23 protein-coding genes and 1 other annotated feature are annotated in these 23798 nt (G+C 47.3%); of the genes, 18 read left to right on the top strand and 5 right to left on the bottom strand.

Annotated elements, in window-relative coordinates:
- Positions 1-50: 50 nt before the first annotated feature.
- Both AOU00_RS04540 and AOU00_RS04535 read right to left on the bottom strand, forming a co-directional pair.
- Entirely contained in the window at positions 51-2312 is a 2262-nt protein-coding gene (locus AOU00_RS04540) for an AraC family transcriptional regulator (protein ID WP_069290038.1), read from the bottom strand.
- 225 nt (positions 2313-2537) lie between these two features.
- Complete coding sequence (locus tag AOU00_RS04535; protein ID WP_069290037.1) at positions 2538-3251, bottom strand: expansin ExlX; 714 nt, start codon at positions 3249-3251, stop codon at positions 2538-2540.
- A gap of 351 nt (positions 3252-3602) precedes the next feature.
- Here AOU00_RS04535 and AOU00_RS04530 point away from each other — a divergent pair, with 351 nt between their 5' ends.
- Positions 3603-4319 (top strand): metal-dependent hydrolase, encoded by a 717-nt coding sequence (locus tag AOU00_RS04530; protein WP_061830385.1) that lies wholly within the window; start codon positions 3603-3605, stop codon positions 4317-4319.
- A gap of 99 nt (positions 4320-4418) precedes the next feature.
- On the opposite strand, the gene AOU00_RS04525 is transcribed toward AOU00_RS04530, so the two are convergent.
- Positions 4419-5498: a M42 family metallopeptidase gene (locus tag AOU00_RS04525; protein ID WP_061830384.1), complete on the bottom strand. Its 1080-nt coding sequence runs from the start codon at positions 5496-5498 to the stop codon at positions 4419-4421.
- A 185-nt stretch (positions 5499-5683) separates the two neighbouring features.
- Here AOU00_RS04525 and spoVAC point away from each other — a divergent pair, with 185 nt between their 5' ends.
- The 15 genes from spoVAC to AOU00_RS04450 all read left to right on the top strand — a co-directional run bounded on the left by spoVAC (position 5684) and on the right by AOU00_RS04450 (position 18578).
- Positions 5684-6190: a stage V sporulation protein AC gene (spoVAC, locus tag AOU00_RS04520; RefSeq protein WP_025723396.1), complete on the top strand. Its 507-nt coding sequence runs from the start codon at positions 5684-5686 to the stop codon at positions 6188-6190.
- Positions 6187-7209, top strand: a complete 1023-nt coding sequence (gene spoVAD, locus AOU00_RS04515) for a stage V sporulation protein AD (RefSeq protein WP_023989537.1) — start codon at positions 6187-6189, stop codon at positions 7207-7209. The genes spoVAC and spoVAD overlap by 4 nt, the downstream gene beginning before the upstream one ends.
- Positions 7206-7562 (top strand): stage V sporulation protein AE, encoded by a 357-nt coding sequence (gene spoVAE, locus AOU00_RS04510; protein WP_013311204.1) that lies wholly within the window; start codon positions 7206-7208, stop codon positions 7560-7562. The genes spoVAD and spoVAE overlap by 4 nt, the downstream gene beginning before the upstream one ends.
- 213 nt (positions 7563-7775) lie before the next feature.
- On the top strand, positions 7776-8735 hold the full coding sequence (locus AOU00_RS04505) for an AAA family ATPase (RefSeq protein WP_069290036.1): 960 nt from the start codon (positions 7776-7778) through the stop codon (positions 8733-8735).
- Positions 8736-8738: 3 nt separating this feature from the next.
- The gene (locus AOU00_RS04500; RefSeq protein WP_069290035.1) at positions 8739-9986 is read left to right on the top strand and encodes a DUF58 domain-containing protein; all 1248 of its coding nucleotides are present in this window, start codon (positions 8739-8741) and stop codon (positions 9984-9986) included.
- Positions 9983-12229 (top strand): transglutaminase TgpA family protein, encoded by a 2247-nt coding sequence (locus AOU00_RS04495; protein WP_069290034.1) that lies wholly within the window; start codon positions 9983-9985, stop codon positions 12227-12229. The genes AOU00_RS04500 and AOU00_RS04495 overlap by 4 nt, the downstream gene beginning before the upstream one ends.
- 145 nt (positions 12230-12374) lie before the next feature.
- The gene (locus AOU00_RS04490) at positions 12375-12905 is read left to right on the top strand and encodes a YqeG family HAD IIIA-type phosphatase (protein ID WP_013311200.1); all 531 of its coding nucleotides are present in this window, start codon (positions 12375-12377) and stop codon (positions 12903-12905) included.
- The gene (gene yqeH, locus AOU00_RS04485) at positions 12898-14025 is read left to right on the top strand and encodes a ribosome biogenesis GTPase YqeH (protein ID WP_039272319.1); all 1128 of its coding nucleotides are present in this window, start codon (positions 12898-12900) and stop codon (positions 14023-14025) included. The genes AOU00_RS04490 and yqeH overlap by 8 nt, the downstream gene beginning before the upstream one ends.
- A 105-nt stretch (positions 14026-14130) precedes the next feature.
- Positions 14131-15000 carry a shikimate dehydrogenase gene (aroE, locus tag AOU00_RS04480; RefSeq protein ID WP_069290033.1) on the top strand — a complete coding sequence of 290 codons (870 nt, stop codon included), beginning with the start codon at positions 14131-14133 and terminating at the stop codon, positions 14998-15000.
- 68 nt (positions 15001-15068) lie between these two features.
- Positions 15069-15365, top strand: coding sequence for a ribosome assembly RNA-binding protein YhbY (gene yhbY / locus AOU00_RS04475; protein ID WP_013311197.1), 297 nt, complete (start codon positions 15069-15071; stop codon positions 15363-15365).
- A 17-nt stretch (positions 15366-15382) separates the two neighbouring features.
- Complete coding sequence (gene nadD / locus AOU00_RS04470) at positions 15383-15973, top strand: nicotinate-nucleotide adenylyltransferase (protein ID WP_039272317.1); 591 nt, start codon at positions 15383-15385, stop codon at positions 15971-15973.
- Positions 15957-16553: a bis(5'-nucleosyl)-tetraphosphatase (symmetrical) YqeK gene (yqeK, locus tag AOU00_RS04465; RefSeq protein ID WP_039272316.1), complete on the top strand. Its 597-nt coding sequence runs from the start codon at positions 15957-15959 to the stop codon at positions 16551-16553. The genes nadD and yqeK overlap by 17 nt, the downstream gene beginning before the upstream one ends.
- Positions 16550-16897 carry a ribosome silencing factor gene (rsfS, locus tag AOU00_RS04460; protein ID WP_025723405.1) on the top strand — a complete coding sequence of 116 codons (348 nt, stop codon included), beginning with the start codon at positions 16550-16552 and terminating at the stop codon, positions 16895-16897. The genes yqeK and rsfS overlap by 4 nt, the downstream gene beginning before the upstream one ends.
- Positions 16894-17802 (top strand): CvfB family protein, encoded by a 909-nt coding sequence (locus tag AOU00_RS04455; protein WP_029515375.1) that lies wholly within the window; start codon positions 16894-16896, stop codon positions 17800-17802. Before rsfS ends, AOU00_RS04455 begins: the two co-directional genes overlap by 4 nt.
- A 2-nt stretch (positions 17803-17804) precedes the next feature.
- Positions 17805-18578 carry a class I SAM-dependent DNA methyltransferase gene (locus AOU00_RS04450; RefSeq protein ID WP_039272314.1) on the top strand — a complete coding sequence of 258 codons (774 nt, stop codon included), beginning with the start codon at positions 17805-17807 and terminating at the stop codon, positions 18576-18578.
- Positions 18579-18650: 72 nt separating this feature from the next.
- On the opposite strand, the gene AOU00_RS04445 is transcribed toward AOU00_RS04450, so the two are convergent.
- Entirely contained in the window at positions 18651-19040 is a 390-nt protein-coding gene (locus AOU00_RS04445) for a tautomerase family protein (RefSeq protein ID WP_069290032.1), read from the bottom strand.
- A 184-nt stretch (positions 19041-19224) separates the two neighbouring features.
- Positions 19225-19481, top strand: a binding site (T-box leader).
- Between the two features lie 61 nt (positions 19482-19542).
- Between AOU00_RS04445 and leuS the strand changes: the two genes are divergently transcribed.
- On the top strand, positions 19543-21981 hold the full coding sequence (gene leuS, locus AOU00_RS04435) for a leucine--tRNA ligase (RefSeq protein ID WP_069290031.1): 2439 nt from the start codon (positions 19543-19545) through the stop codon (positions 21979-21981).
- On the opposite strand, the gene comER is transcribed toward leuS, so the two are convergent.
- Complete coding sequence (comER, locus tag AOU00_RS04430; protein ID WP_028540440.1) at positions 21962-22807, bottom strand: late competence protein ComER; 846 nt, start codon at positions 22805-22807, stop codon at positions 21962-21964. The two genes, leuS and comER, sit on opposite strands and share 20 nt — an antisense overlap.
- Before the next feature lie 295 nt (positions 22808-23102).
- On the opposite strand from comER, the gene AOU00_RS04425 reads away from it, so the two are divergent.
- The gene (locus tag AOU00_RS04425; RefSeq protein ID WP_069290030.1) at positions 23103-23750 is read left to right on the top strand and encodes a ComEA family DNA-binding protein; all 648 of its coding nucleotides are present in this window, start codon (positions 23103-23105) and stop codon (positions 23748-23750) included.
- Positions 23751-23798 lie beyond the last annotated feature (48 nt).

Raw genomic sequence — 23798 nt, 5'->3', positions numbered from 1 at the left:
TTTTTGGGAGCAAGGTTCCGTTCTCCGAGCTGTCGTGTAGAGCAGTCTACTTATTGCGCATTTGCTTTAGAACGACGAAAATCTGTCGGTGTTACGCCCAAGCTACGCTTGAACATGCGATGGAAATAAGAGCTACTCGCAAATCCGGTTTGTTCTGCTACGTCAGCCACGGACCAGTCGGTCTGTTCCAGCAGTTCACAGGCCTTGCGAATACGGAGTTGTTGGATGACGTCCACGATGGTAGACATGGTCTGCTGCTTATATAGCCTGCTGACATAGATCGGCGACATATCCAGCTCTTCCGCAATCTGATTGAGACAAAAATTGGGATCCGTATAGGCTTGCTCTATTCGTTCATTGATTTGCCGCACCAATCGTTCCTGCTTCGTGTTTCGTTTTTCCGATAGACTGGAGCGAATATGATCAAAGACCAATTGATAATGATCAATAAGATTCTCAGCGGTCTCTAACCGATCTGCGGATGGTAATTCAGGTTTAGTTTCTATAGCAAATCCATTGAGCTCACTGATATGCCGAACAGCATTATTCACACTCATGATGAGCCGGGATATTGCCACTTGAACAGAGGAAAACGGATATTTTTCCATATGCATCAACAATTCTTTGAACATACTGTGTGCATCCTCCGTATGACCAGACAGTAGTGTATCCAGCATTTTTTTCTCTTTATCGGCTGGATATACGTAAGTATTTTGGATATCCTCGTCTGTAGTGTTTTGCGCATTAATAATGCAGCCATGCCCCTGAAAAAATCGGTGCATAGATGCGTCTTGTACCTGGCGGTACAGCAAATGCAGCCGTTCTGGTTGACTCGTGATGGCACTGTAAGTCAGTGAAACGCTTAGCTTCAAATATTCAAAGCAAGCTTCACGTATCTGGCGTAATAAGGTTTCTAGCAGTACAGTGTCTGTATGCTCTGCGGGATCGAGAATGTTAAGCATCAGCAGTACACTGTCCTCATCCATATCAACGGTCTCCACCCGGTACGTTTGTCCGCATATTTCAGAAGCAATGTTCATGATTGCAAACTTATAGGGTAGCAGATCAGGTCCACGTTCGCTTTGCCATCGGGTATATTCATCTATGCGCAGCAGCACAAGGCGGTAGTCTTTGTCAAACTGGAACGTAATCCCAAGCTCGCGCAATCGTTCCGGTTCTTCACCGGCAGGAAGATTTCGGATTCCTCGGATTACATTCCGTAAAATGTTTTGCCGGATCGTGTACATACTGTTTCGTTTCTCCGATTCCAGTGAATTCATATGCACAACAATTTGGCCAATAGGCGTATACAGCATTTTGGACAGCAGCCACGAAGCCACGAATCCTGCCAATGCAATGATGGCGGCTATCAGTAACATCGCATTACGAATAACACTCGCCATTTTGATAACGCTTTCATACGGTGTGACACTAATATACTGCCAACCTAGTCCGTCCGGGGAGGTGTAGGAAATGAGTGATCTTTTTCCATGAAAGTCTTCTACAAAATAGCCTGTTTCTTGTTTTTTGACTCTCGTGTGTAACCATAGCTGCTCTTTTTCGTTCAAAGTTTCGTCTGTCAATGTTGTACCAGATAACAGTCTGCCCTGATCGTCTAAAATATAAGCGGTCCCGCCTGAGATTGGATTCGCCGCCATTTCCTTGTTCATCCAGGCCGCCGACACATTCACAATCACAGCCGAATTTATCGCTTCGTTCGAGTTAATTGCGTCATAACATAAATACGTATAGGCTGCGATATCTGGGCTTGCTTGCTCTACTCCAGCTCCAGAGTCTGAGGCCGACAGCAGCGGATACGTGCGTGGAATAGGGGTAAAGGGTTTATAGTCCTGATAATGATCCAGCACGCGAATGATATCTGTATCAGCCAGTTCATGTTTGCTGAACAACCCGTTTTGACCTTGTGAGGACGCAATGTAGAAGGTGCCGCTTTTAGGGTTAAACACGTAGATGGATTCAATATACGGCATGGAGTTAAGATAATTGTTCAATTCGGTCATGGCAGCGGTTACATCATATACATTAGGTTTTGGATAATACAACAACTTGGACAGGGTACTGCTGCGATACATTTGAAATGCCAAAGATTGAGCAATAGATGTCATGTTAATAACTTCTTTGCTTCTCAACGTCAAGCTGTTGTGATTGGCCTCGAATGCCTGTTCCTTTTCCACGCGAATATAGTAAAAATAATACACAGTGGTGGATACCAGCAACGTTAGCGTAATACATAACGTAATGCTGACCAGCAATTTGCTGTGAAGCTTGTGATGCTTTTTGAAATTGCTCATATGAACAGGCCTCCTGTCTGTGTGCACGTAGCTGTAAAGTACACCCTATTTATGTATTCATTATACGTGTGATCTTGTGAACAGGACAGTGAACAAACCGATTCTTTGTGAAAAATAATGATTTTTTCGTAAAAAGGCCAGGAACACTTATACGCATTGGATTGCGTCGGTTCCCGGCCGGGTTTGTGTATTCAAATAAAAGAAGGAAAGATGACGGTACTGCAATTAGTCAGGAAATTGAACGTTACCTTTAACGATATAGGCTCCGCCTGTACCATTTTCCGCTAGAGCTGGGATTGTGTCGTTTAGCACGACACCGCGAATGTCCGTAATCCGTATTTTCAGAGGTTGTTTTCCTAAGTTAGTACCTAGAAAGTGGTTGTAATCCTGTTTTTCGAGATTGAGCCATTGTCCATTTTGTTGGACTTCCATCTTCAAGACCGGATATTTATGATTGCGTACTTGAATGGCTGCCCACCATTGGCTGCTGCCTTCTTTAATGCGGTAGGAGACATTGCCGTTGACCGGAGCTTTGACGACTTTCCACGAAATATTAATTTTTCCGTCTATTTGATTGCCAATCAGGTTGAACGCGTTTGGGGACAGATCGAGCGCGCCACTTGGACCTTCAGGGTAAAGATCAGTTACATATACGGTTGTTTTCCCTTTGGGACCTTGAACTTCCAAATAGGCTCCAGCTAATGCAGCTTTGATTCCGTTATAATTCAGTTGTGTGCGGTTAAGCGCTGTAATTTTGGCATCCGAAGGGATGGGATCAAGCAGTAATGCCCCTCCAGAGTAACCTGATCCTGTATATGTGGCGTAACCCGTGTATGTATCATTCCAAGCAGCTGAAGCGGGAAGGGCGAATAATACAAGACTTAGCAACGATGTTAGACCGATGGTTTTGAAATTTCGGAACGTCGATATTTTTTGCATAACATTTCCTCCTTATTCATTTAATAGATTCATATAGTAAATATAAACACTATATTACCTAATATTTCAAATTGTACAATAGGACTTTGAGGCAAAAAGAAAATATTGAAGATGTTTGTCAACATACTCATAGGTCATAAGGCGTGTTTTTTTAGAAATGGTTGTACAGATAAAGAATAAGGGGAGGATTAAGTAATGAGGACGAAACTAGGACTTTTGGATGAAGTCTTTTAAATAGAATAAGCGAACTATTGTTCTCCTTTTGTTTGTCGTATACAATCGAATCATGCTGATTCAAATGGAGTGATGTTGAACTCTGTTGTATGCTGCAACGAAAGGATGTTTTGCACCATGATGGGAAGAGCCCATTTGATTATTGGAACCGGGGTCTCCCTGTCGGTATTAGCTTTAAGTGGATACGAAGTGACCCCGGCTGCCGTGGCAGCTGCTGTGGTCGGTTCACTGTTGCCGGATATTGACGAGCCTAACTCCATGCTCGTGAGCCGTGCGCTGCCAACCAAAATGCTTAGGCTTATACAGCTTCTAATGATTGGGGCTGCTGGTTGGGTATTTTTCACCCGTTTGGCTCCACCGCCATGGAATCTTGTTCTGGCTTTGCTGATGATCAGTGCTTCTTTTATGCCTTCACGATCCATGCGCAAGGTTATTATCTTTCTAATTGGTATCGGCCTAGCCTGGTATGGAGAATCATATGCACCGTGGAATTATATCGCCGGGTGTCTGCTGATCATTTGTACGTTAGTCCCACACCGGGGGTTGACACATACGGTATACGGGACAGTCGCATGGACTGCGCTGCTTTATGGTACGACACGTTTGCACGGTGACAGCATATGGCTGGCTGGAGGTCTAGCGTACTTGCTGCATTTACTGGCAGATTCCTTGACGAATAATGGAATCAAACCTTTGCCGCCGTTCAAATGGAAGTTGCGATTTAAATTGATGAGTACCGGAACCCGGAAGGGAGCTAAGATAGAAAACGTCTGTATTGCTTTAACTACTGTACTTGTAGTGATTGCTTTGCTTCGTTATAAGCATTTGATTTGATATATTCTATCTTTTGTTTCTATTAAATTAAAAAAACAGTCAATGCACGTTGTACGTGTCTTGACTGTTTTTTTATAGATTGCGATTCTCTGTTACAACTTAGGCTCGTTCAATAATGGTATTCAGCGTTGTACGATCCAGATTTTGAACTAGCTTGATGATCAGCTCTTTGGCTGCATCATAATCATCAGTGTGAATAATGGACGAGGAAGTATGGATGTATCGTCCACAGATGCCTATGACAGTGGATGGCACGCCAATTCCGCTCAAGTGCACTTGACCTGCATCGGTTCCCCCTGTGGAGATGAAATATTGATACTTGATTTTGTGAGTTTCCGCCATGTCTTGCACGTACTCCACAATCCCGCGATGTGTAATCATACCTGGATCAAATACCCGCAGCAGTGCGCCTTTACCGAGGTGCCCGTAAGCATTCGGGTCGCCGCCCATATCGTTGGCTGCACTGCAATCCAGTGCAAAGAATATATCCGGCTGAATCAGATTGGCCGCTGTGCGTGCACCACGCAGTCCCACTTCTTCTTGAACAGTGGCCCCCGCATACAATGTATTGGGAAGCTTGTCTTTTTCTTTATGTAATGCTTCAAGCAGTTCAATAGCCAAGCCTACACCGTAGCGGTTATCCCATGCTTTAGCCATGATTTTTTTAGGATTTGCCAGTGGAGTGAAATCACAGATCGGCGCAATGGCCGTTCCTGGTACGATCCCCAGATCTTGCGCTTCTTGTCTGCTGTCTACGCCGATATCCAGATACATATGCTTGATGTCCATAGGTTTGCTGCGTTGCGATTCATCCAGCAAATGAGGCGAGACAGAGCCAACTACACCAATAACTGGGCCTTTTGGAGTCAATACTTGAAGACGTTGTGACATAATGGCTTGGCTCCACCAGCCTCCAACCGGCTGAAAACGAATCATTCCAGTTTCCGTAATACCATTCACGATAAAACCGACTTCATCCAGATGGCCTGCCACCATTACACGTGGTCCACTCTCTTGACCGCGTAGCACCCCAAAAAGACTGCCCAGTCGATCTTGCACGATTTCATCGGTATAGCCGGATATCCGTTCTTTCACCCATGCCCGCAACTCACGCTCATGTCCAGGAATAGAAGGAAACTCCGTTAAGGTTTTAAACAATTCCAATGTTTTTGATTCCATGATGTATACCTCACTCCTTATTAATTAACCAGTGGTCGTCATGTATTCAGTATGAATGGATTTGTATCGAATGTCCACGATATCATTTTCCTGACATAACATTTCTCCAAAAAGCTCATAATGAAAAAGACCCAAGCAATTCGAACCGCCAAGCGCGAAAACTTACAGATAAGGGGTGGTGAATGATGCCAGCTAAATCCGGGCAGCGCGGTTTTCGTACCAATACGTCGCCGCTGTCCATAAATGAGAAGGACTATCAGAATATTTCACAAAAGCATGAACCCTCGAGAAAAGTATTTGCCAATTGTGTGCGTGCTTTTCTGGTTGGAGGCGGGATATGTGTGATTGGACAGGCGATTCAAGAGGCTTTTATGGCAGGAATGCACATATCAGCCAAGGAGGCCGCCCCGCCGACCTCATCGATGATGATCTTGCTGGCGGTCATATTAACCTGTATCGGGGTTTACGATAAGGTTGCTCAATGGGCAGGAGCAGGAACCGCTGTGCCCATTACAGGCTTTGCTAACTCGATGTGTTCGGCTGCATTGGAATATCGTTCTGAGGGACTGGTGCTCGGAGTAGGCGCCAATATGTTCAAACTTGCAGGCTCGGTTGTCGTATTCGGGGTGGTGGCTGCATTTATCGTAGGCGTTATATATGCCATCCTTGGTGTAGGAGGCAATCACTTATGAGAAGACAGGGCGGACAAACCTGGAAGTTTGAATCGAGACCGCGCATCATTGGAAGTGCCACTGTTGTGGGCCCGGATGAAGGAGAAGGGCCGTTGTCCACAGATTTTGATTATATTTATGACAATATAGAAATCAACGAGAAAACGTGGGAAAAAGCGGAACGTAGATTGATTGAGCATTCTACAGAGCTGGCGCTAATTAATGCCAATTTGAACAAAGAAGAAGTGCAGTTTTTTATTAGTGGTGATCTGATGAATCAGATTATCAGTAGCTCCTTTTCGGCTAGCAAGCTGGCTATTCCCTATTTGGGTGTTTTTGGAGCCTGTTCAACATCAATGGAAAGCTTAGCCTTAGCCGCACTTATTGTGGACTCAGAGGCCGGTGACTACGTGATGGCGGGTACGACCAGTCATAACTGTACTGTAGAAAAACAATTCCGCTATCCTAATGAATACGGATCACAGAAGCCTCCTACGGCTCAGTATACTGTTACCGGTTCCGGCGCCGCAATTGTAGGACATGCCAAGTCAGGAACGGTGGTGGATTGTGCTACCATTGGACGTGTAATGGACATGGGCATTAAAGACCCTTTTAATATGGGTGGAGCCATGGCTCCCGCGGCTGCGGATACGCTGTTGTCTCATTTTCGAGACACTGGCCGTGACCCTGGTTACTATGATCTCATTGTAACGGGCGATTTAGCCTCAGTGGGGCTACCAATTGCCAAGGAGCTGCTCAAAAAAGATGGGTTCGATATGAATCAGACGGAATTTAATGATTGCGGTTTGCTGATTTACGACATCAATAAGCAAAAGAAAGTCATTGCAGGAGGCAGTGGTTGTGGCTGCTCGGCTGTTGTAACCTACGGGCATTTGTTGAAGCGGATTGAAAAAGGAGAGCTGCAAAAGGTACTGGTCGTGGCGACCGGAGCGTTATTATCTCCTTTGACTACACAGCAGGGTGAAAGCATTCCTTGTGTTGCACATGCTGTAGCTTTTGAAGCGGGAGGAACAGTATGATATTTCTATGGGCTTTTTTAGTGGGTGGTGCCATTTGTGTTGTGGGCCAGTTGATGATGGATGTGTTCAAAATGACGCCGGCACATACGATGAGTACGTTGGTGGTTGCAGGTGCAATTGCTGATGCTGTTGGGATATACGATCCGCTTATTAAATTTGCAGGAGCGGGTGCGACCATTCCAATTACCAGTTTTGGTAACTCACTTGTACACGGCGCATTAACCGAATTGGAGAAGGACGGATGGCTGGGTGTCATTACAGGGATCTTTAGTCTGACAAGTGCAGGAATTTCCTCTGCGATTATTTTCTCTTTTCTGGCATGCTTGTTTGTTCGTCCAAAAGGAAGCATATAAAAGACGCGTACTATAGAGTTGACATAAAAATAAATGATTATATACATGTGCCCTTCGGATCTAATGACCGAAGGGTTTTTAATTGTTCTGCACATGAAAGATCGAAAGAAGGATAGAGTTTGAATCATACGGGCAGGGGGTTAAGTGTACTCTGTGCCCACCTTCATGTACAATAATAGGAAACATGTTGCTATCTAGGAGGTTTACAGAGCTATGCCCGTACGTCAAGAATCTGTGCAGATTGTATCTGCAATCCGTTCTAATCTGGAATCATGTATATTAGGTAAATCCTTTGAAATAAAATTACTGCTTACGGCTATGCTGGCGGGTGGACACATTCTGATCGAGGACGTTCCGGGTACGGGAAAAACGCAAATGATCAAGGCTCTTGCCAAATCCATGCGCGGTGATTACCGCCGTGTTCAATGTAATCCTGATATTCTCCCGAGTGATATTACAGGGGTATCCATATTTCATCCACGGGACGAGCGTTTTTATTTCCGTCCGGGTCCTGTGATGACTAACATTTTGCTGGCGGACGAAATTAACCGAGCGACGACGAAAACCCAGTCAGCTTTGCTGGAGGTTATGGAGGAACGCAGTGTGACGGTGGATGGGGACACTCATATGTTGCCTCATCCTTTTATGCTGTGTGCGACACAAAATCCGATTGATTTTGAAGGCACTTATATGTTGCCGGAAGCGCAGTTAGATCGTTTTATGCTCAAAATCAGCTTGGGTTATCCTGACATGGAGACGGAGCGAAACATGCTGCTTCATCATCAGGCAGGCCAGCCAGCAGACCGCCTGGAGGCTGTAGCTCATATGGAGCAGATTGCTGACATCCAGCAGGAAATTAGAGGGATTTATATGGACGAAGCAGTGACGTCCTATTTACTTGATATCGTGCGTGCGACAAGAGAACATCCATCCGTGCTGTTGGGAGCTAGCCCCCGGGCGGCGCTTGCTTTTGTAATGGCTGCGAAGGCATACGCTTTTCTGGACAACCGTGACTATGTACTGCCTGATGATGTGAAGGAGCTGGCACCTTATGTGCTAACGCATCGTTTGTTGCTGCGTCCCGAGGCGCGTCTGGACAGTTCCAGTGCCCAGTCCGTGCTGCAGGCTGTCCTTCGGCAGGCCCATGTACCCGTACGAATGGAGCGTCCTTAGGGAATGAATATGGTCAAAAGGAAGCGCAGGCTTCCACGGCTGTCAGGCCGCATCTGGCTTCTGGTGGTCATATGGGTGGTGTGCCTGCTATATTTGTTGTTTCAGGGCGGCAAGACGTCGGTCATGCTGTTGTCTATGGTCACGCTGTTAATCGTTTATTTATGGATCGTTGGTCTGAGCGGAGTTCGCCGTGTGCAAGGCTCCCGGCAGCTTTCGCAAGGCTCGCAGTTTGGAGAACTGCTGCATGCGGGAGATCAGGTGCATGTAAAGCTGAGCCTCAGTATACCTGGTTTTCTTCCGTTACCCTATGTCATTGTCCGTGAGGTCCTCAAGCGACATACAGGTGAATCCTGGTCGTTTGAGGACAGTGTCATTCCCAGTCTAAAAGGGGGCGGTCAGCTTACATTTCAGACTCCTGCTTTAGAGCGAGGAAGCTATCACTTTGAGGATACGGAATGTGTGAGTGAGGACATCTTCGGTCTGTTGGAGCACAAAGGCAGCTTGAACGCACGCGGTGAATTTCGGGTGCTGCCCCGAACGGTATTCATTCCGTATTGGCAGATGAATGACCGTCGCTCAAGGATGTCTGGACCGCAGACCGTTCAAACTCGAACGCGGCGTGAAACGACACAAATTAACGGTGTACGGGATTATGTATATGGAGATCGGTTTTCGCGTATCCACTGGAATGCGACGGCGCGTACAGGTAGCTGGAAATCCAAGGAATTTGAGCATGAGACCGTTCCTAAAACGATGCTTGTGCTGGACGTACACATGAAGCATTATGTAAACGCCGAACAGTTTGAGCTAGCTGTATCCTCTACCGCTTCATTGCTGGAATATGGTGGACGGGAGCGAATGGGGGTTGGATTGTGCACAGCTGGAGAGAAAGGTACCGTCTTTCAGCCAAGTGAGCAGACAATGGAACGACAACGAATGATGCATCACTTGGTAGACATACACACAACTTCACAAGGTAGCTTGAAATCCGCTGTAGAAAGCAGTGTACGCCAGTTTCCGCAAGGCTGTTATTTTATACTGATTAGTCCGTTGAAGGATTATCGGGCGATGGAGCTTCTTCGCTGGGCCGATACCCGGGGGATGACTCCGTGCCACGTCTATATTGGAGAAGGTTCTGCTGAGGCAGAAGCTGAAGAATGGATGAGCATGCTTCGTGCAAGAGGAATCAAGGGCTACGATGTTGAGAGCCTTGAGGAGCTCCCGGCTGTAATGGGAGGAGGAACACTATGAAGAGCTGGTTACAATCGTTAAAGGGTTCCTGGGCCCCCGCTTTTACATTTTTATGGATTATTATTATTGCCATGCAATGGGTTTCTTTTGCTTCCGAATTATGGCTGGAAGAGACAAGAGCACTTGTACTGATGACCATTACGATGCTGGCTCTGGTGAAGATTGTACTACCATTTCGTCCTTGGATTGAATTTATTGTTAAGGCGGCGGCGCTGTTTTTTATTTTGTATCGGACATTGGTGTCTTACTCCATCATTATCCCCTTCGGAGGGGTAGCCAATCGCCTGGACCAATTTATATCCAATATGTCTCCTTATATTTGGTTTTCCCTTATCGCTTGGCTAGTTATTGAAATGGTGCCGCTCATCGTTACAACGAAGCAACGGATTCTTGTTTTTGTGGGTATTAATATTGCCGCGCTGGCAGTGCTTGATTCCTTCACGCCAACTGTGCTGTGGGAGGAGGTTGCTTGGATCGTCTTTGCTGGTATGGGTTGGCTGGTGACACAGCATCTGCAGTATTTTCGGCAGCATTATCCTCAAGGATGGAAGCATATTCGGCGCTATCCATATAAAATAGCAGCCAATATTGCGGTCATTTTTGCGCTCATTATTATGGCTGGTGTTAATATGCCTGAGGTACAGCCAGCTTTGACGGATCCCTATACAGCGTGGACCCAGAGAGATAGCTCAACCACCGCTGGGATCAGCAATGGATCTGGGGTACTGAATCAGCGGATGAACACCGCATCGGGTTATAGTCGCCAGGATAATCGGTTGGGTGGAGGTTTTAATTTTGATTATTCTCCTGTCATGACCATCACGACCACTCAGCGAAGCTATTGGCGGGGGGAAACGAAACGAACCTATTCCGGTACAGGCTGGAGTGACGGGGGCAACGATGATCAAACGCTAAATGATGTGCCAATGACCGCAGAGCTTGAAAACACACAAGAAACGCGGCATTCGACTGAGCAGGTCGTTCAGACCATTACGATGCAAAACGACCAGAGCTATCCTGTTTTGTTTGGCGCCTATTCGGTGCAGCGTGTTCAATCGGTGGACAGAGATTCACGGGCAGATGGGTTACGTTGGAACCCGGAACAGGCGGAACTGCTTTGGAATCCATCCTCCCGAAGAACTGCTTATCCTAAAACGTATACTCTGGTATCGCATGTCCCTGTGATCCCTGAGAAAGAGCTACGCACAAAAACTTTTAATGAGTTGTACGGAAAAAACAAACAGGAAGCCTATCTACAAATTCCAGATGAGTTGCCACAGCGGGTTCGTGATTTGGCTCAGAACGTAACGTCAACAGCGAAAACGCCGTATGAAAAAGTCGGATTACTACAGCAGTATTTGCAGCAAAATTATGCATATACGAACAATCCGGACCTCTCACGGAAAAGAAGCAGAGATTTTGTGGATGCCTTTCTGTTTGAGATTCGGGAGGGCTATTGCGATTATTATTCCACCTCATTAGTCATGATGGCTCGCTCTGTTGGGGTTCCAGCCCGCTGGGTTAAAGGGTATGCACCTGGTCAGCAGACGTTTTCAGATGATGCAACAACGGGCGAAAGTGACGAAAATATGTCCTCTTACTCTGTGACAAATGCGGATGCTCATTCCTGGGCGGAAGTATATTTAGGTGAATACGGTTGGGTCCCTGTAGAAGCTACGCCTGGCTTTGATATGCCACTGCTTACGGAACAGGAGGATTCAAAGACTCCAGAAGCCCCTGAGGTTAAAGATCAGCCTGAACCAGAACAGCCTGAGCAGACCCCGCAGACTAATCCGGAGGAAGGTTCAAAGATTCATCCTGTAATTATAGGTTCTGCTGCTGCAATTCTGCTGCTGTGGGCTGCTTATATCGTCTGGCGTAATCGGGCAGACATTCACTTTTACCTGCTTCGTTTACGCAGAGGTAAGCCGCTGACTCCGGATGAAAAGGTGGTCGTCGAAACTGAGCACTGGTTAAGGTACATGCGAGGAAGGGGATTTGTCCGCGCCAGTCACGAGACGCTGAGGGAATCAGTTGATAGATGGTCGCTAGAAGTACCGGAACACGCTTCAATTTTACATCAGCTGCTTGGACGATTTGAACAAGCGCGTTATAGCCCCTCATCCGTAACCGCAGAAGATTGGCATATGGTTCGCCAGCAGGCATCTCTGTTACACAAAGAAGGATGGATAAAACGATGGGCTGGACGAAAAGCTGCGTCGGATCATAAGGATCAAGACTAGTCTATTTTTGATTAGGTTCAAACGCCGTCTAATTTAATCTTAAGCTATATATTTAGTGAAAAAGCTGTCCGTTTGTTGCGGATAGCTTTTTACTAAGCCATAGTAATATGGTATAGTTTGTCGTATGAAACTGAGGTGACCGACGTTGTTTGAAATGCTGATGCCCAAATTACGGGTGAATACCGTCTTTGATATTGATCTTGAAGGCTTGTATGCTCAAGGATATCGCGGCATTATTACGGATCTAGATAACACGCTGGTCGGTGCAAAAGCGCCGAATGCGACTCCCGAGCTGGTGGCCTGGTTTGAGAAGGTCAAACAGGCGGGTTTTAAGCTTGTCATCGTGTCTAACAACAATATGGACCGTGTATCCGTGTTTGCTACGCCTTTGGACATTGAATTTATACATGCCGCACGGAAGCCCTCCAACTCGTCTTTTCGTAGAGCCATCCGTATGATGGGGCTGACTCCGGAAGAGACTATTATGGTCGGGGACCAAATGTTGACGGACGTATTGGGAGGCAACCGACTGGGATTGCATACGGTGTTGGTGCTACCGATATCCATTCATGATGAAGGAGTCATGACCCGATTTAATCGGCGGTTGGAGCGAATCGCGCTCACAAGGTTACGCAAGAAAGGCTTATGGCTTGAGGAGGAAAAGAAGAATGACTGAAAGACCTGACGGCGGCACTGCCGTCAAATGTAGTGGTTGCGGTATCACCGTGCAGACCACTAGCCCGGAGCTTCCGGGATATATTCCTGAAAAATTGCTTACTCGCGAACCTGTCATCTGTCAGCGTTGCTTTCGGATCAAAAACTATAATGAGACGTCTTCAGTTACGGTGGATCAAGATGAGTTCTTGAAGCTGCTCAGCCAGATTGGCGACAAGGATGCGCTCGTCATCCACATTGTAGATATTTTTGATTTTGAAGGTAGCTTGATTTCCGGTTTGCAACGCTTTGTAGGCTCCAATCCAGTTATACTGGCTGTGAACAAGACCGATTTGCTGCCTAAGGTAACGAATTGGAACAAGGTACGTAACTGGGTACAAAAGCAAGCGAAGGAGCAAGGACTACGCACGGAAGAAATCGTACTGTGCTCAGCTAAAAAAAATCAGGGCTTTGACCGTCTGTTGGATGTGGTATCTGAGCTCCGTGGTAACCGCGATGTATATGTAGTCGGAGCGACAAATGTGGGTAAATCGACGCTTATTAACCGCTTGATTCGTGATTATAGCGATATGGAGCAGGAACTCACAACGTCCCGTTACCCGGGAACTACACTCGATATGGTGAATATTCCGCTCGACGACGGCAAGCACATTATTGATACTCCGGGTATTGTATACCCTTGGCGATTCAGTGAAATCGTCTCCCGCCAGGACTTGAGCGCTATTATGCCAGACAAGCCGCTGAAGCCTGCTGCATATCAGCTTGATGCCGGACAAACATTGTTTTTCGGCGGTATGGCCCGATTTGATTTTGTGGAGGGTCAGCACCAATCATTTACCTGCTACATTAACGGTGGTCTTAAGATACATCGCACGAAGCTGGAGCGAGCTGATCAGTTGTTCGCTGATCATGCCGGGGAATTGTTATCTCCGCCAACACGCGATCAATTGGCAGAGATGCCGGAATGGACAAGACATGAGTTCCGCGTTCCACGCAAATCTCCATCGGACATCTACATTTCCGGTTTGGGATGGATCAGGGTAAATAGCGAGAACGGAGCTCTGATTGCGGTTCATGCTCCTCGGGGAGTCCGTGTGCTTTTGCGGCCTGCGTTGATATAACGTTGCTGTAACCATGTTATAGGGCGGCAAGGAACAGGTACTGGTTCCTGCCGCCATTCATGTATTTGTGCAGCCTAATATTTTGCAATATGGGGGAGAACAACGATGAACAGCGGGGAGTCTGAAGCGACCGAACAAGGTCTTGTACTATTGGGCGTATTGGGTGATCCGATCAAGCACTCCAAATCGCCTCTTATGCATAAAATAGCTTTACAGGCAGCGGGGATTGAAGGAGATTTTGTACCTCTTCATGTCAAACCGGATCAGCTGGAAGATGCCATGAAGGGGATTCGTGCTTTGCATTTCCGCGGAGTCAATGTGACGATTCCCCATAAAGTTGAGGTTATGAAATATCTGGATGAGATTGATGAAGGGGCCCGACTCATTGGCGCTGTCAATACGATAGTGAATGACAATGGACGTCTTAAGGGCTATAACACGGACGGAATTGGCTACGTACGTTCCCTCAAAGAAGAGACTTCTGTCGAGTTGAAGGGCGCAAGAATTGCTGTTCTTGGAGCCGGAGGGGCTGCTCGTGGTGTGATTCATGCTCTGTTGGAGGAGCAACCGGAATCGGTTATTATTTTGAACCGAACACGTGACAAAGCTGAGCAACTGGCATTAGAGTGGACGACGGAAGCGATCCCAGTGAGGGGTTATTCCAACGAAGATGCCAAGAGCGTGCTCGCCACAGTGAATGTGTTGATTAACACAACCTCGGTGGGAATGTCTCCTTTAGCGGATGAGCTTCCACTGGAACCGAGCTTGATTCCGGAGGGAATCATTGTGAGTGATTTGATCTACAACCCGCTGGAAACGAGACTTTTACAGGAAAGCCGTGAACAGCGCGGCTGCACTGTACATGGGGGTTTGGGCATGTTCGTGTACCAGGGGGCAGTGGCTTTTGAGTATTTTACAGGGGTTGTCCCTGCTGTAGAGCAAATGAGAGCGGCTGTGCTGAGTAGCCTGTCGTAAGTAAGATTGTACATTAAAATTATGGAAATGCTGCATTGTATATGTGGCGACGAAGGGGTTAAATATACATGTTAACAGGTAAACAAAAAAGATATTTGCGTTCAATGGCGCATCATTTGGACCCGGTTTTTCAAGTAGGTAAAAACGGTACGAATGAGCATCTTATGCGTCACATCAACGATGCGATTGAAAAGCGTGAGCTGATGAAAGTGCAAATTTTGAACAACTGTTTGGACGACAAGCATGAAATTGCGGAAGAACTGGCCGCGGAGACAGGTTCTGAGCTTGTACAGATCATCGGGAGCACTATTATTTTGTACAAAGAATCCCGTGATCATAAGGAAATCGAGTTGCCTAGAGGATAACACGCGGGGAGAAAATTATGAAAATCGGTATTATGGGTGGTACATTTGACCCGATTCATATTGGACATCTGCTGGCTGGAGAAGCGGCAAGAGATGCCTATGGGCTGGATCAAGTATGGTTTATGCCTTCTCATATCCCTCCGCACAAGCATCAGGCGGGGGCGAGCGGTAAGGAACGTCTGGAGATGACGAGTGAAGCGGTGGCGGGTCATCCTGCTTTTGAAGTGCTGGATATTGAAGTGCTTCGCGGGGGAGTATCCTATACCATTGACACGATCAAGGAGCTTCAGGAGTTGCACTCTGCTGTGGATTTTTATTTTATTATTGGTGCGGATATGGTGAACTACTTGCCTCATTGGCAGGGAATTGAGGAGCTGGCGCAGCGAATTTGTTTTATTGGTGTTCGGCGCCCAGGGTTCCAGCTTGCGTTGGATGAGTTGCCGCATTATTTGAAGGACAAGGTACTGCTGGCGGATATGCCGGTGGTGGATATTTCGTCGACGGATATTCGAGAGCGTGCTGCGGAAGGGCGCACTATCCGTTATCTTGTGCCTGATCGTGTGCATGACTATATTACAAGGGGCTGTTTGTATGAAGTACAGCCGTGAGCAATTAATGGAAGCCGTATCTGGTCAAATGCCTGAAAAGCGCTGGAAGCACACACTAGGTGTTATGCATACCTCAGTGGAGCTTGCGAAGCGCTATGGAGCAGATCCGGATAAGGCAGAACTGGCGGCTATTTTGCATGATGTAGCAAAATATTGGCCTGTTCAGCAGATGGAAGAGGTGATTCGCAGTCATCCCGAATGTGATCAGGAGCTTTTGGAACATGACAAGCAGCTCTGGCATTCAGAGGTAGGATACTGCGTTGCAGCAAGAGATTACGGAGTGGATGATCCGGAAATAAGGAATGCGATTCGCTGGCATACGTCAGGACGCGTAGGTATGAGCCTGCTGGATAAAGTCGTGTGTCTCGCTGATTACATCGAACCGGGACGGGATTTTCCGGGGGTTGAGCATATCCGTAAACAGGCAAAGAAAAGCTTGGAGCAGGGCCTTATCGCTGGATTTGACTCCACGATTTCATTGTTGCTGGAAAAGAAAAAGGTTATTTTTCCACTAACAGTCTTGTCGCGTAATGACTTGATTCAACAACTAAAACAGAGAAAAACGGAGGTTCATGAATGACCCTAACTAATGAGCAATTAATGCAAACAGCGGTTGATGCTGCAAATGATAAAAAGGCAATGAATGTTGTCGCACTGGATTTGCGGGGAATATCACTAGTAGCTGATTATTTTGTCATCTGCCACGGTAATTCGGATACACAGGTACAGGCGATTGCAACAGAAATTCGCAAACGCGCTCATGATGAAGGTGTAACCATCAAAGGAATCGAAGGAATGGATTCCGCCCGTTGGGTTCTAATGGATTTGGGGGATGTCGTAGTGCATGTCTTCCATCGCGACGAGCGCGAATACTATAACATTGAACGACTCTGGTCGGATGCTAAGGTTGTGGAAAAGGTATGAGTTTGATCGCCGGTACTTATGTCACCATTATGGTGGATCGTGAGGTATCTCCTTTCGGCTACTTTCTCACTGTTGGTGAGCAGGATGTGCTGCTGCATTATACGGAGCTGACACGTGAAATTGAAGTTGGTGAACGGTTGGAGGTATTTATTTTTCACGATACAGAGGACCGCTTGGCCGCAACCATGAAAAAGCCGTTCTTGTCGTTGGGCGAAATGGCAAAGCTTGAGGTGGCCGATGTGCATCCGCGTTTGGGTTGTTTCCTAGAGATGGGATTGGGTCGTCAGCTTTTGCTGCCGATTCGTGAGTTGCCAGAAAACCGAGATTTACATCCTCGGGTGGGCGACTACGTATATGCCATTATGGAGCATGACAAGCAAGGCAGACTGCGGGCTAAGCTGGCAGGGGAACAGGAGCTTGCTCCGTTGTGCTTCCACGCCCCTGATTCGTGGCTGAATACGTGGGTACAGGCGACTGTGTACAAGCCGCTTCAAATGGGTACATTCGTTCTGGTGGACGGAGGTGTGCTTGGTTTTGGCGCGATTGGGATGATTCACTCCTCGGAACGCAACCGGATGCTTCGCTTGGGCGAAGAGGTCAAGGTAAGGGTCACACTTGTTCGCGAAGACGGTCGGGTCAATCTGGCGATGTCGCCACGCAAGGAAGTAGGCCGTGATGAGGATGCAGATCGATTGATTGCTTTTCTGAAGGAGCGTCCGGGTGGCGGCATGCCTTACTCCGACGCAACGCCGCCGGATATTATCAAGCAACGGTTTGGTATTAGTAAATCCGCCTTCAAGCGTGCGATGGGCAAGCTGATGAAGGAAGGAATGGTTACACAAAAGGAAAACTGGACCTACCTGGTGGAGAAAATGCCGAAACCGAAGGACGGGAATGGGGAATAAAAATGGCTTCTTACCGGAAGTTTGCCTATGTGTATGATGAGCTGATGCAGGACATGCCGTACCCGGACTGGTTACGCTTTGCACGGCAGGCTTGGGATCAGTACGGTATGCCGCATACGGTGGCTGAGCTGGGCTGTGGAACGGGTTCGATTACGATTCCCCTAGTTAACTCGGGCTTCGAAGTGTCTGGAATCGACTTATCCTCTGACATGCTGGCAGTAGCCCGTCGCAAAATGGAAACCACTCCCCAGGGACAGCGATTGTTTCGTGAGGGAAGCGTTCGCTGGATACAGCAGGATATGAGAGAATGGATTTTACCCGAGCCTGTGGATTCTGTAATTTCTTTTTGCGATTGTCTGAATTACTTGTTGGAGGAAGAAGATATAATTTCTACTTTTCGTAGAACTCATGCTGGTCTGAAGCCTGGCGGAACCTTCTTGTTCGATGTACATCATCCCCAGACGTTTTTACGTTATGATGAAGAGCAGCCATTCGTACTGGATGATCGCTCTATCTCATATATCTGGACATGTGCGTTGGACACTCCCCGTTGTGAAATTGAGCATCATCTTAGTATCTTTGCGAAAGCAGAACATGAAGGACGCGATCTATACCAGCGTTTCGAGGAAATACATGTACAGCGTGCCTATGACCCAGACTGGATGAAGGCAGAATTGTCCAAAGCAGGTTTTCGTGATGTGAAGGTATATGCGGATTTTGAATGGGTAGAAGCAGAAGGTGACGCGGCGAGACTGTTTTATGTTGCTGTAAAATAGTGAAGACTCATTGAGCAAATTTAGGAAAAGAAAGACGCTTTTCATGATGACATGAAGGGCGTCTTTTTGCACTCATATATTCACTTTATAGTTCAACTGAAGCTCATCACCCGGTACACCCCGAATACCCCAGTTCTGTTTGGGCGTTTCAAATATAGTAATCTCAAGATCCTGTGGAGCAATGCCAAAATGGTCCGTAATTCGTTGGAATAACAGCTGGATGAGCTGCTTCTTAGCTTCTGTCGTTCTGCCTTCAAAGATACTGATTTCAATAATGGTGTACGCCTCAGAGCGACCATCGGCATATATAAAGTCTTCCTGATCCATAGGGAAAAAACGATGAAACCTCTTGTCTGGAGGATATTTGAACGCATCCACCACAGCAGAATGAATCACCTCTGAAAGCTGCTTTTTGATTGGATTTAGAGCTTCTTTTATTCCGAAAATTTTAATCTGTGCCATGTCTCAGCTCACCTTTCTTATCTCAACTCAACTCAATTTTCATCAATTTAATTCGAAGTTATTATAAAACATTCGTATGCATGTGTCATGAACAATTAGTATGAAGAGGGTCTTTAACACCAAAGCTAGTCCTTATTTGACTTTTTTCGCGGTTTTCAATATAATAGTGCCATTATTAACGGTTAAACAATCGCTGATGAGGAATAGTAGCTTTGTCTGGACATATAGAGAGCCGGCGGGTGGTGCAAGCCGGTTGACAGCGCAAAGTGAACTCGCCTCGGAGATATGCGTCCAACGCAGGAACGCCTTTACAGGTGCTTGTATCCTGTTATTAACCCGCATCGGATCACCTCCGTTATCAGGTGCAAAGGGAGTAGAACGCGAAGAACGCTTTCTGCTAACTAGGGTGGTACCACGGGAATATAACCTCTCGTCCCTAGCGCTGACACGCTACGGGATGCAGAGGTTTTTTTGTTGCATACCGTTTGAGGAGGAAAAGACAATGACAGACACACAGCCGAAGCACGGCTATCAACCGCAAAGTATTGAACCAAAATGGCAGAAATATTGGGATGAGAACAAGACGTTCCGCACCGGGGAAGAGGCGGGCAAACCGAAGTTTTATGCTTTGGATATGTTTCCGTACCCATCTGGAGCCGGCCTGCATGTAGGCCACCCAGAGGGCTACACAGCTACGGATATTGTTTCACGTTATAAAAGAATGCGCGGCTACAACGTACTGCATCCGATGGGTTGGGACGCCTTCGGTCTGCCTGCCGAGCAGCATGCGCTGGATACAGGGGAGCACCCACGCGAAATTACGGTGAAAAACGTAAATAACTTCCGCCGTCAAATCAAATCGCTCGGCTTCTCCTACGACTGGGATCGTGAAATCAGCACGACGGACCCTGATTATTACAAATGGACACAGTGGATCTTCATCCAGCTGTACAAGCGCGGCCTTGCATATGTAGCCGAAGTACCCGTGAACTGGTGCCCAGCGCTGGGAACAGTGCTGGCGAATGAAGAAGTTATTGACGGTAAGAGTGAGCGTGGCGGTCATCCGGTCGTCCGTAAACCAATGCGTCAATGGATGCTGAAAATTACGGAATACGCGGATCGTCTGCTGGATGATCTGGAGGAACTGGATTGGTCTGAGAGTATTAAGGATATGCAGCGGAACTGGATCGGTAAGTCTACCGGGGCAGAGGTTCGTTTTCCAATTGAAGGCTATGACGAGCAACTCACAGTATTTACAACCCGCCCAGATACACTGTTCGGCGCAAGCTACTGTGTGCTGGCACCAGAGCAGGAATTAGTGGATATTATCACTACGCCTGAGCAAAAGGATGCTGTACAACAGTACCGTGAACAAGCTGCTCGTAAAAGCGATCTGGAGCGTACGGATCTGGCCAAGGATAAAACAGGCGTATTCACAGGAGCTTATGCAGTGAACCCGGTGAACGGCGAAAAGCTGCCGATCTGGATTGCTGACTATGTACTGGCAGGCTACGGAACTGGAGCGATTATGGCTGTACCTGCTCACGATACGCGTGACTGGGAATTTGCCAAGCAATTCGGATTGAATATCATTGAGGTTGTCCAAGGTGGAGATGTGGCTAATGAGCCATATACTGAGGATGGACCGCACGTCAATTCAGGCCCGCTGAATGGACTTACCAATGAGGAAGCGATTCCGAAGATGATTGAATGGCTGGAAGCCGAGGGCAAAGGACACGGCAAAGTCACCTACCGCCTGCGTGACTGGCTGTTCAGCCGTCAACGCTATTGGGGCGAGCCGATTCCGGTAATTCATCTGGAGGATGGAACGATCAAAACGGTTCCTGAGGACCAACTTCCGCTCGTACTGCCGGAGATGGACAATATCAAGCCTTCAGGTACAGGTGAATCCCCGCTGGCGAACGCAACAGATTGGGTAGAAACCATTGATCCTGAGACAGGTATGAAAGCACGTCGCGAGACGAATACAATGCCTCAATGGGCAGGAAGTTGCTGGTATTACCTGCGCTTTATTGATCCGAAAAATGATAAAGAGCTTGTATCCAAAGAGAAACAACGTGAATGGATGCCTGTTGATTTGTATATTGGCGGAGCGGAACATGCGGTTCTTCACTTGCTGTATGCCCGTTTCTGGCATAAGGTACTGTATGATATCGGCGTAGTGGAAACAAAAGAGCCTTTTTATAAGCTGGTCAACCAGGGTATGATTTTGGGCAACAACAATGAAAAAATGAGTAAATCACGCGGTAATGTCATTAATCCTGATGATATTGTCAATACGTTTGGCGCCGATACGCTGCGTATTTATGAGATGTTTATGGGGCCGCTGGAAGCGACCAAGCCATGGAATGAGAATGGGGTAGAGGGAGCACATCGTTTTCTGTCCCGCGTATGGCGCCTGTTTGTTTCCGAGGATGGTAGCCTGAATGATAAAATTACAAATGACGGCGGTAGCGATGAGTTCAATCGTACTTGGCATAAAACGCTGAAAAAAGTAACCGAAGATCTGGATGCGCTGCGCTTCAATACAGCGATCAGCCAGCTGATGATCTTCACCAACGATGCATACAAAGCAGACCTTCTGCCGCGTGCAGCAATGGAAAACTTCGTGCAAATGCTGTCGCCGCTTGCACCCCATCTGGCTGAGGAATTGTGGCAGCTGCTGGGGCACAATGATAGCATTACCTACGCGGCTTGGCCTGCTTATGATGAAGCGTGGACGGTGGACGCCGAAGTGGAAATTGTTGTGCAAGTAAATGGTAAAATCGTACAGCGTGCAACGATTGCTAAGGACCTTGATGCTAAAGCGATGGAGGCATTCGCTGTGTCGTTGGACAATGTTCAGCAGGCACTGGCCGGCAAAACGATCCGCAAGGTAATTGCTGTTCCAGGTAAGCTGGTTAATATTGTTGCCGGTTAATCGGCTTTAAGCCGAAGGAGACATCTACCTTTTGCATGTCCTCTTCATACTTGTTGTGCGTGGCCTGTATCAGCTCGGGAAAGACGCTATGCAGGCTGATGTCCAACAATGCGAGAGCTTCGGCGGTAATACCTCCGGGAACCGCCACTCTGGCCTGTAACTCGGCTGGTGTCATCCCGCCTTCCGTGAGCAGCTTTCCAGTGCCGATGATCATTTCACCGGCCAGGGCGCATAGCTCCGTACGGTCTATACCTGTAGCTTGAACTGCGGCTTGAATCCACTGGTCCATAAAAAAGGCCAAGAAAGCAGGACCACAACTCGAAAAATCCGACGTGATCCGAGTATAAGATTCTTTAACCCGAATCGGCCTGCTGATGTGGGACATAAGCTCTTCCAGAAGGGTGCGATCCTCCTCTGTAATCCGGCTTCCATGGATGCACAGCGAGGCTCCGCTGCCCACTTGGTGGGTGATACTTGGAATAATTTTGGACACTTTGGCTTTCAGTGCATGCTCCAAAATACGAATCTGCACCGGGCTTGTGATAGATACGACGATTTGCTCTTCTGTAATGACGTTGCGTATTTCATCCGTTACGGCTTTTGATTCCAGCGGCTTCACACAGATAAACAGAACATCGCTTTCCGCTGCCGTTTCACGGTTGCTTTGGGCTGCATGCAAACCTGGATAGCGACGGGCTAGCTCGGTTACCTTGGAATGCGTTCGATTGCTTGCTGATATTTGCTGCGGCTTGAGTGCGTTAGAATTAATAAAAGACTCAATTAGCAGACTTCCCATGCTGCCAGTCCCGATAAATCCAACTTTCATTGTTCAACGTCCTCCTTTCATACTTTGCGGTATAGACGCTGTGCTGTCAGCTGTCATTCTTCTTAGTGTATGCGCCTGGTCTTGGCCGACATGACGAATTTTATGTCTGAGCATGTTAGATCGTCCCCGGGGTCGTACCACTTTTTTGTGAAAATGCTCACAGCGAGACCGTATGGAGGTTGTTTGCACCCTCCGGTTTAACGGGAATTGGGCAGACTTGCTCTGTTTGATTGAGACGGTGTTTTCAGTCGGCTCAATTTCCCGATATCCATGTGAAGTAGGGGACGATACGGAAATGAAACGTGTATGGACAGGAACAGCGATAACGCTTGCTGTAATCGGGAGTGGACTTATTTTATTTGCCGGAGGACAGCGCTCTGAGCCGCAAGAAGAGTGGACTTTACTTAACCATAAGGTGGAGAAGGCTGTGGCGATGGAGACAGAGCCAAATGAGTCGCAGCGCAGCAGTGACTACGCCCAGAAAAAGCCTGGTGTAAAAGAACCTTCAGACAAAGCTGAGCGCAGTAGGAATGCCGAAGCCGCTGACAATGTGAAACGTGATACTGTGCAGATTTCTACTAGTGTATCTGCTGCTGTGAGCGAAAACTCTATTGCGGGAAATTCAAGTACCGTAAAGCAGTCAGGTGTTGCGAATCCGAGCTCAGACACAGGTATTGTCAGTTCGAGTGGTGCAACGACGAGTAGGACCAATACGGTAAGTGATTCAGTTACTACACCCGATTCCGGCGAAAAAAAGGTAAACATTAACACGGCGACTGCTGCTGAGTTAATGGAATTACCAGGGGTTGGGGCTAAAAAAGCCGAGGCTATACTGAACTACCGTAATCAGCACGGGGCGTTCAAACGTGTGAACGATTTGGATCATGTAAAGGGAATCGGAGCTAAAATGTTGGCTAAAATGAAGCCGTATGTCAGTTTGTAACTTATATAAGATTATAATGTACAGGTCCTGAGAACGGCGGTAGCGGAT

The sequence above is a fragment of the Paenibacillus polymyxa genome (assembly GCF_001719045.1).
GTDB classification, from domain to species: Bacteria; Bacillota; Bacilli; order Paenibacillales; family Paenibacillaceae; genus Paenibacillus; species Paenibacillus polymyxa_B.
Note: the sequence above shows the minus strand (reverse complement) of the source record. Positions and strands in the feature narration are given on the sequence as shown.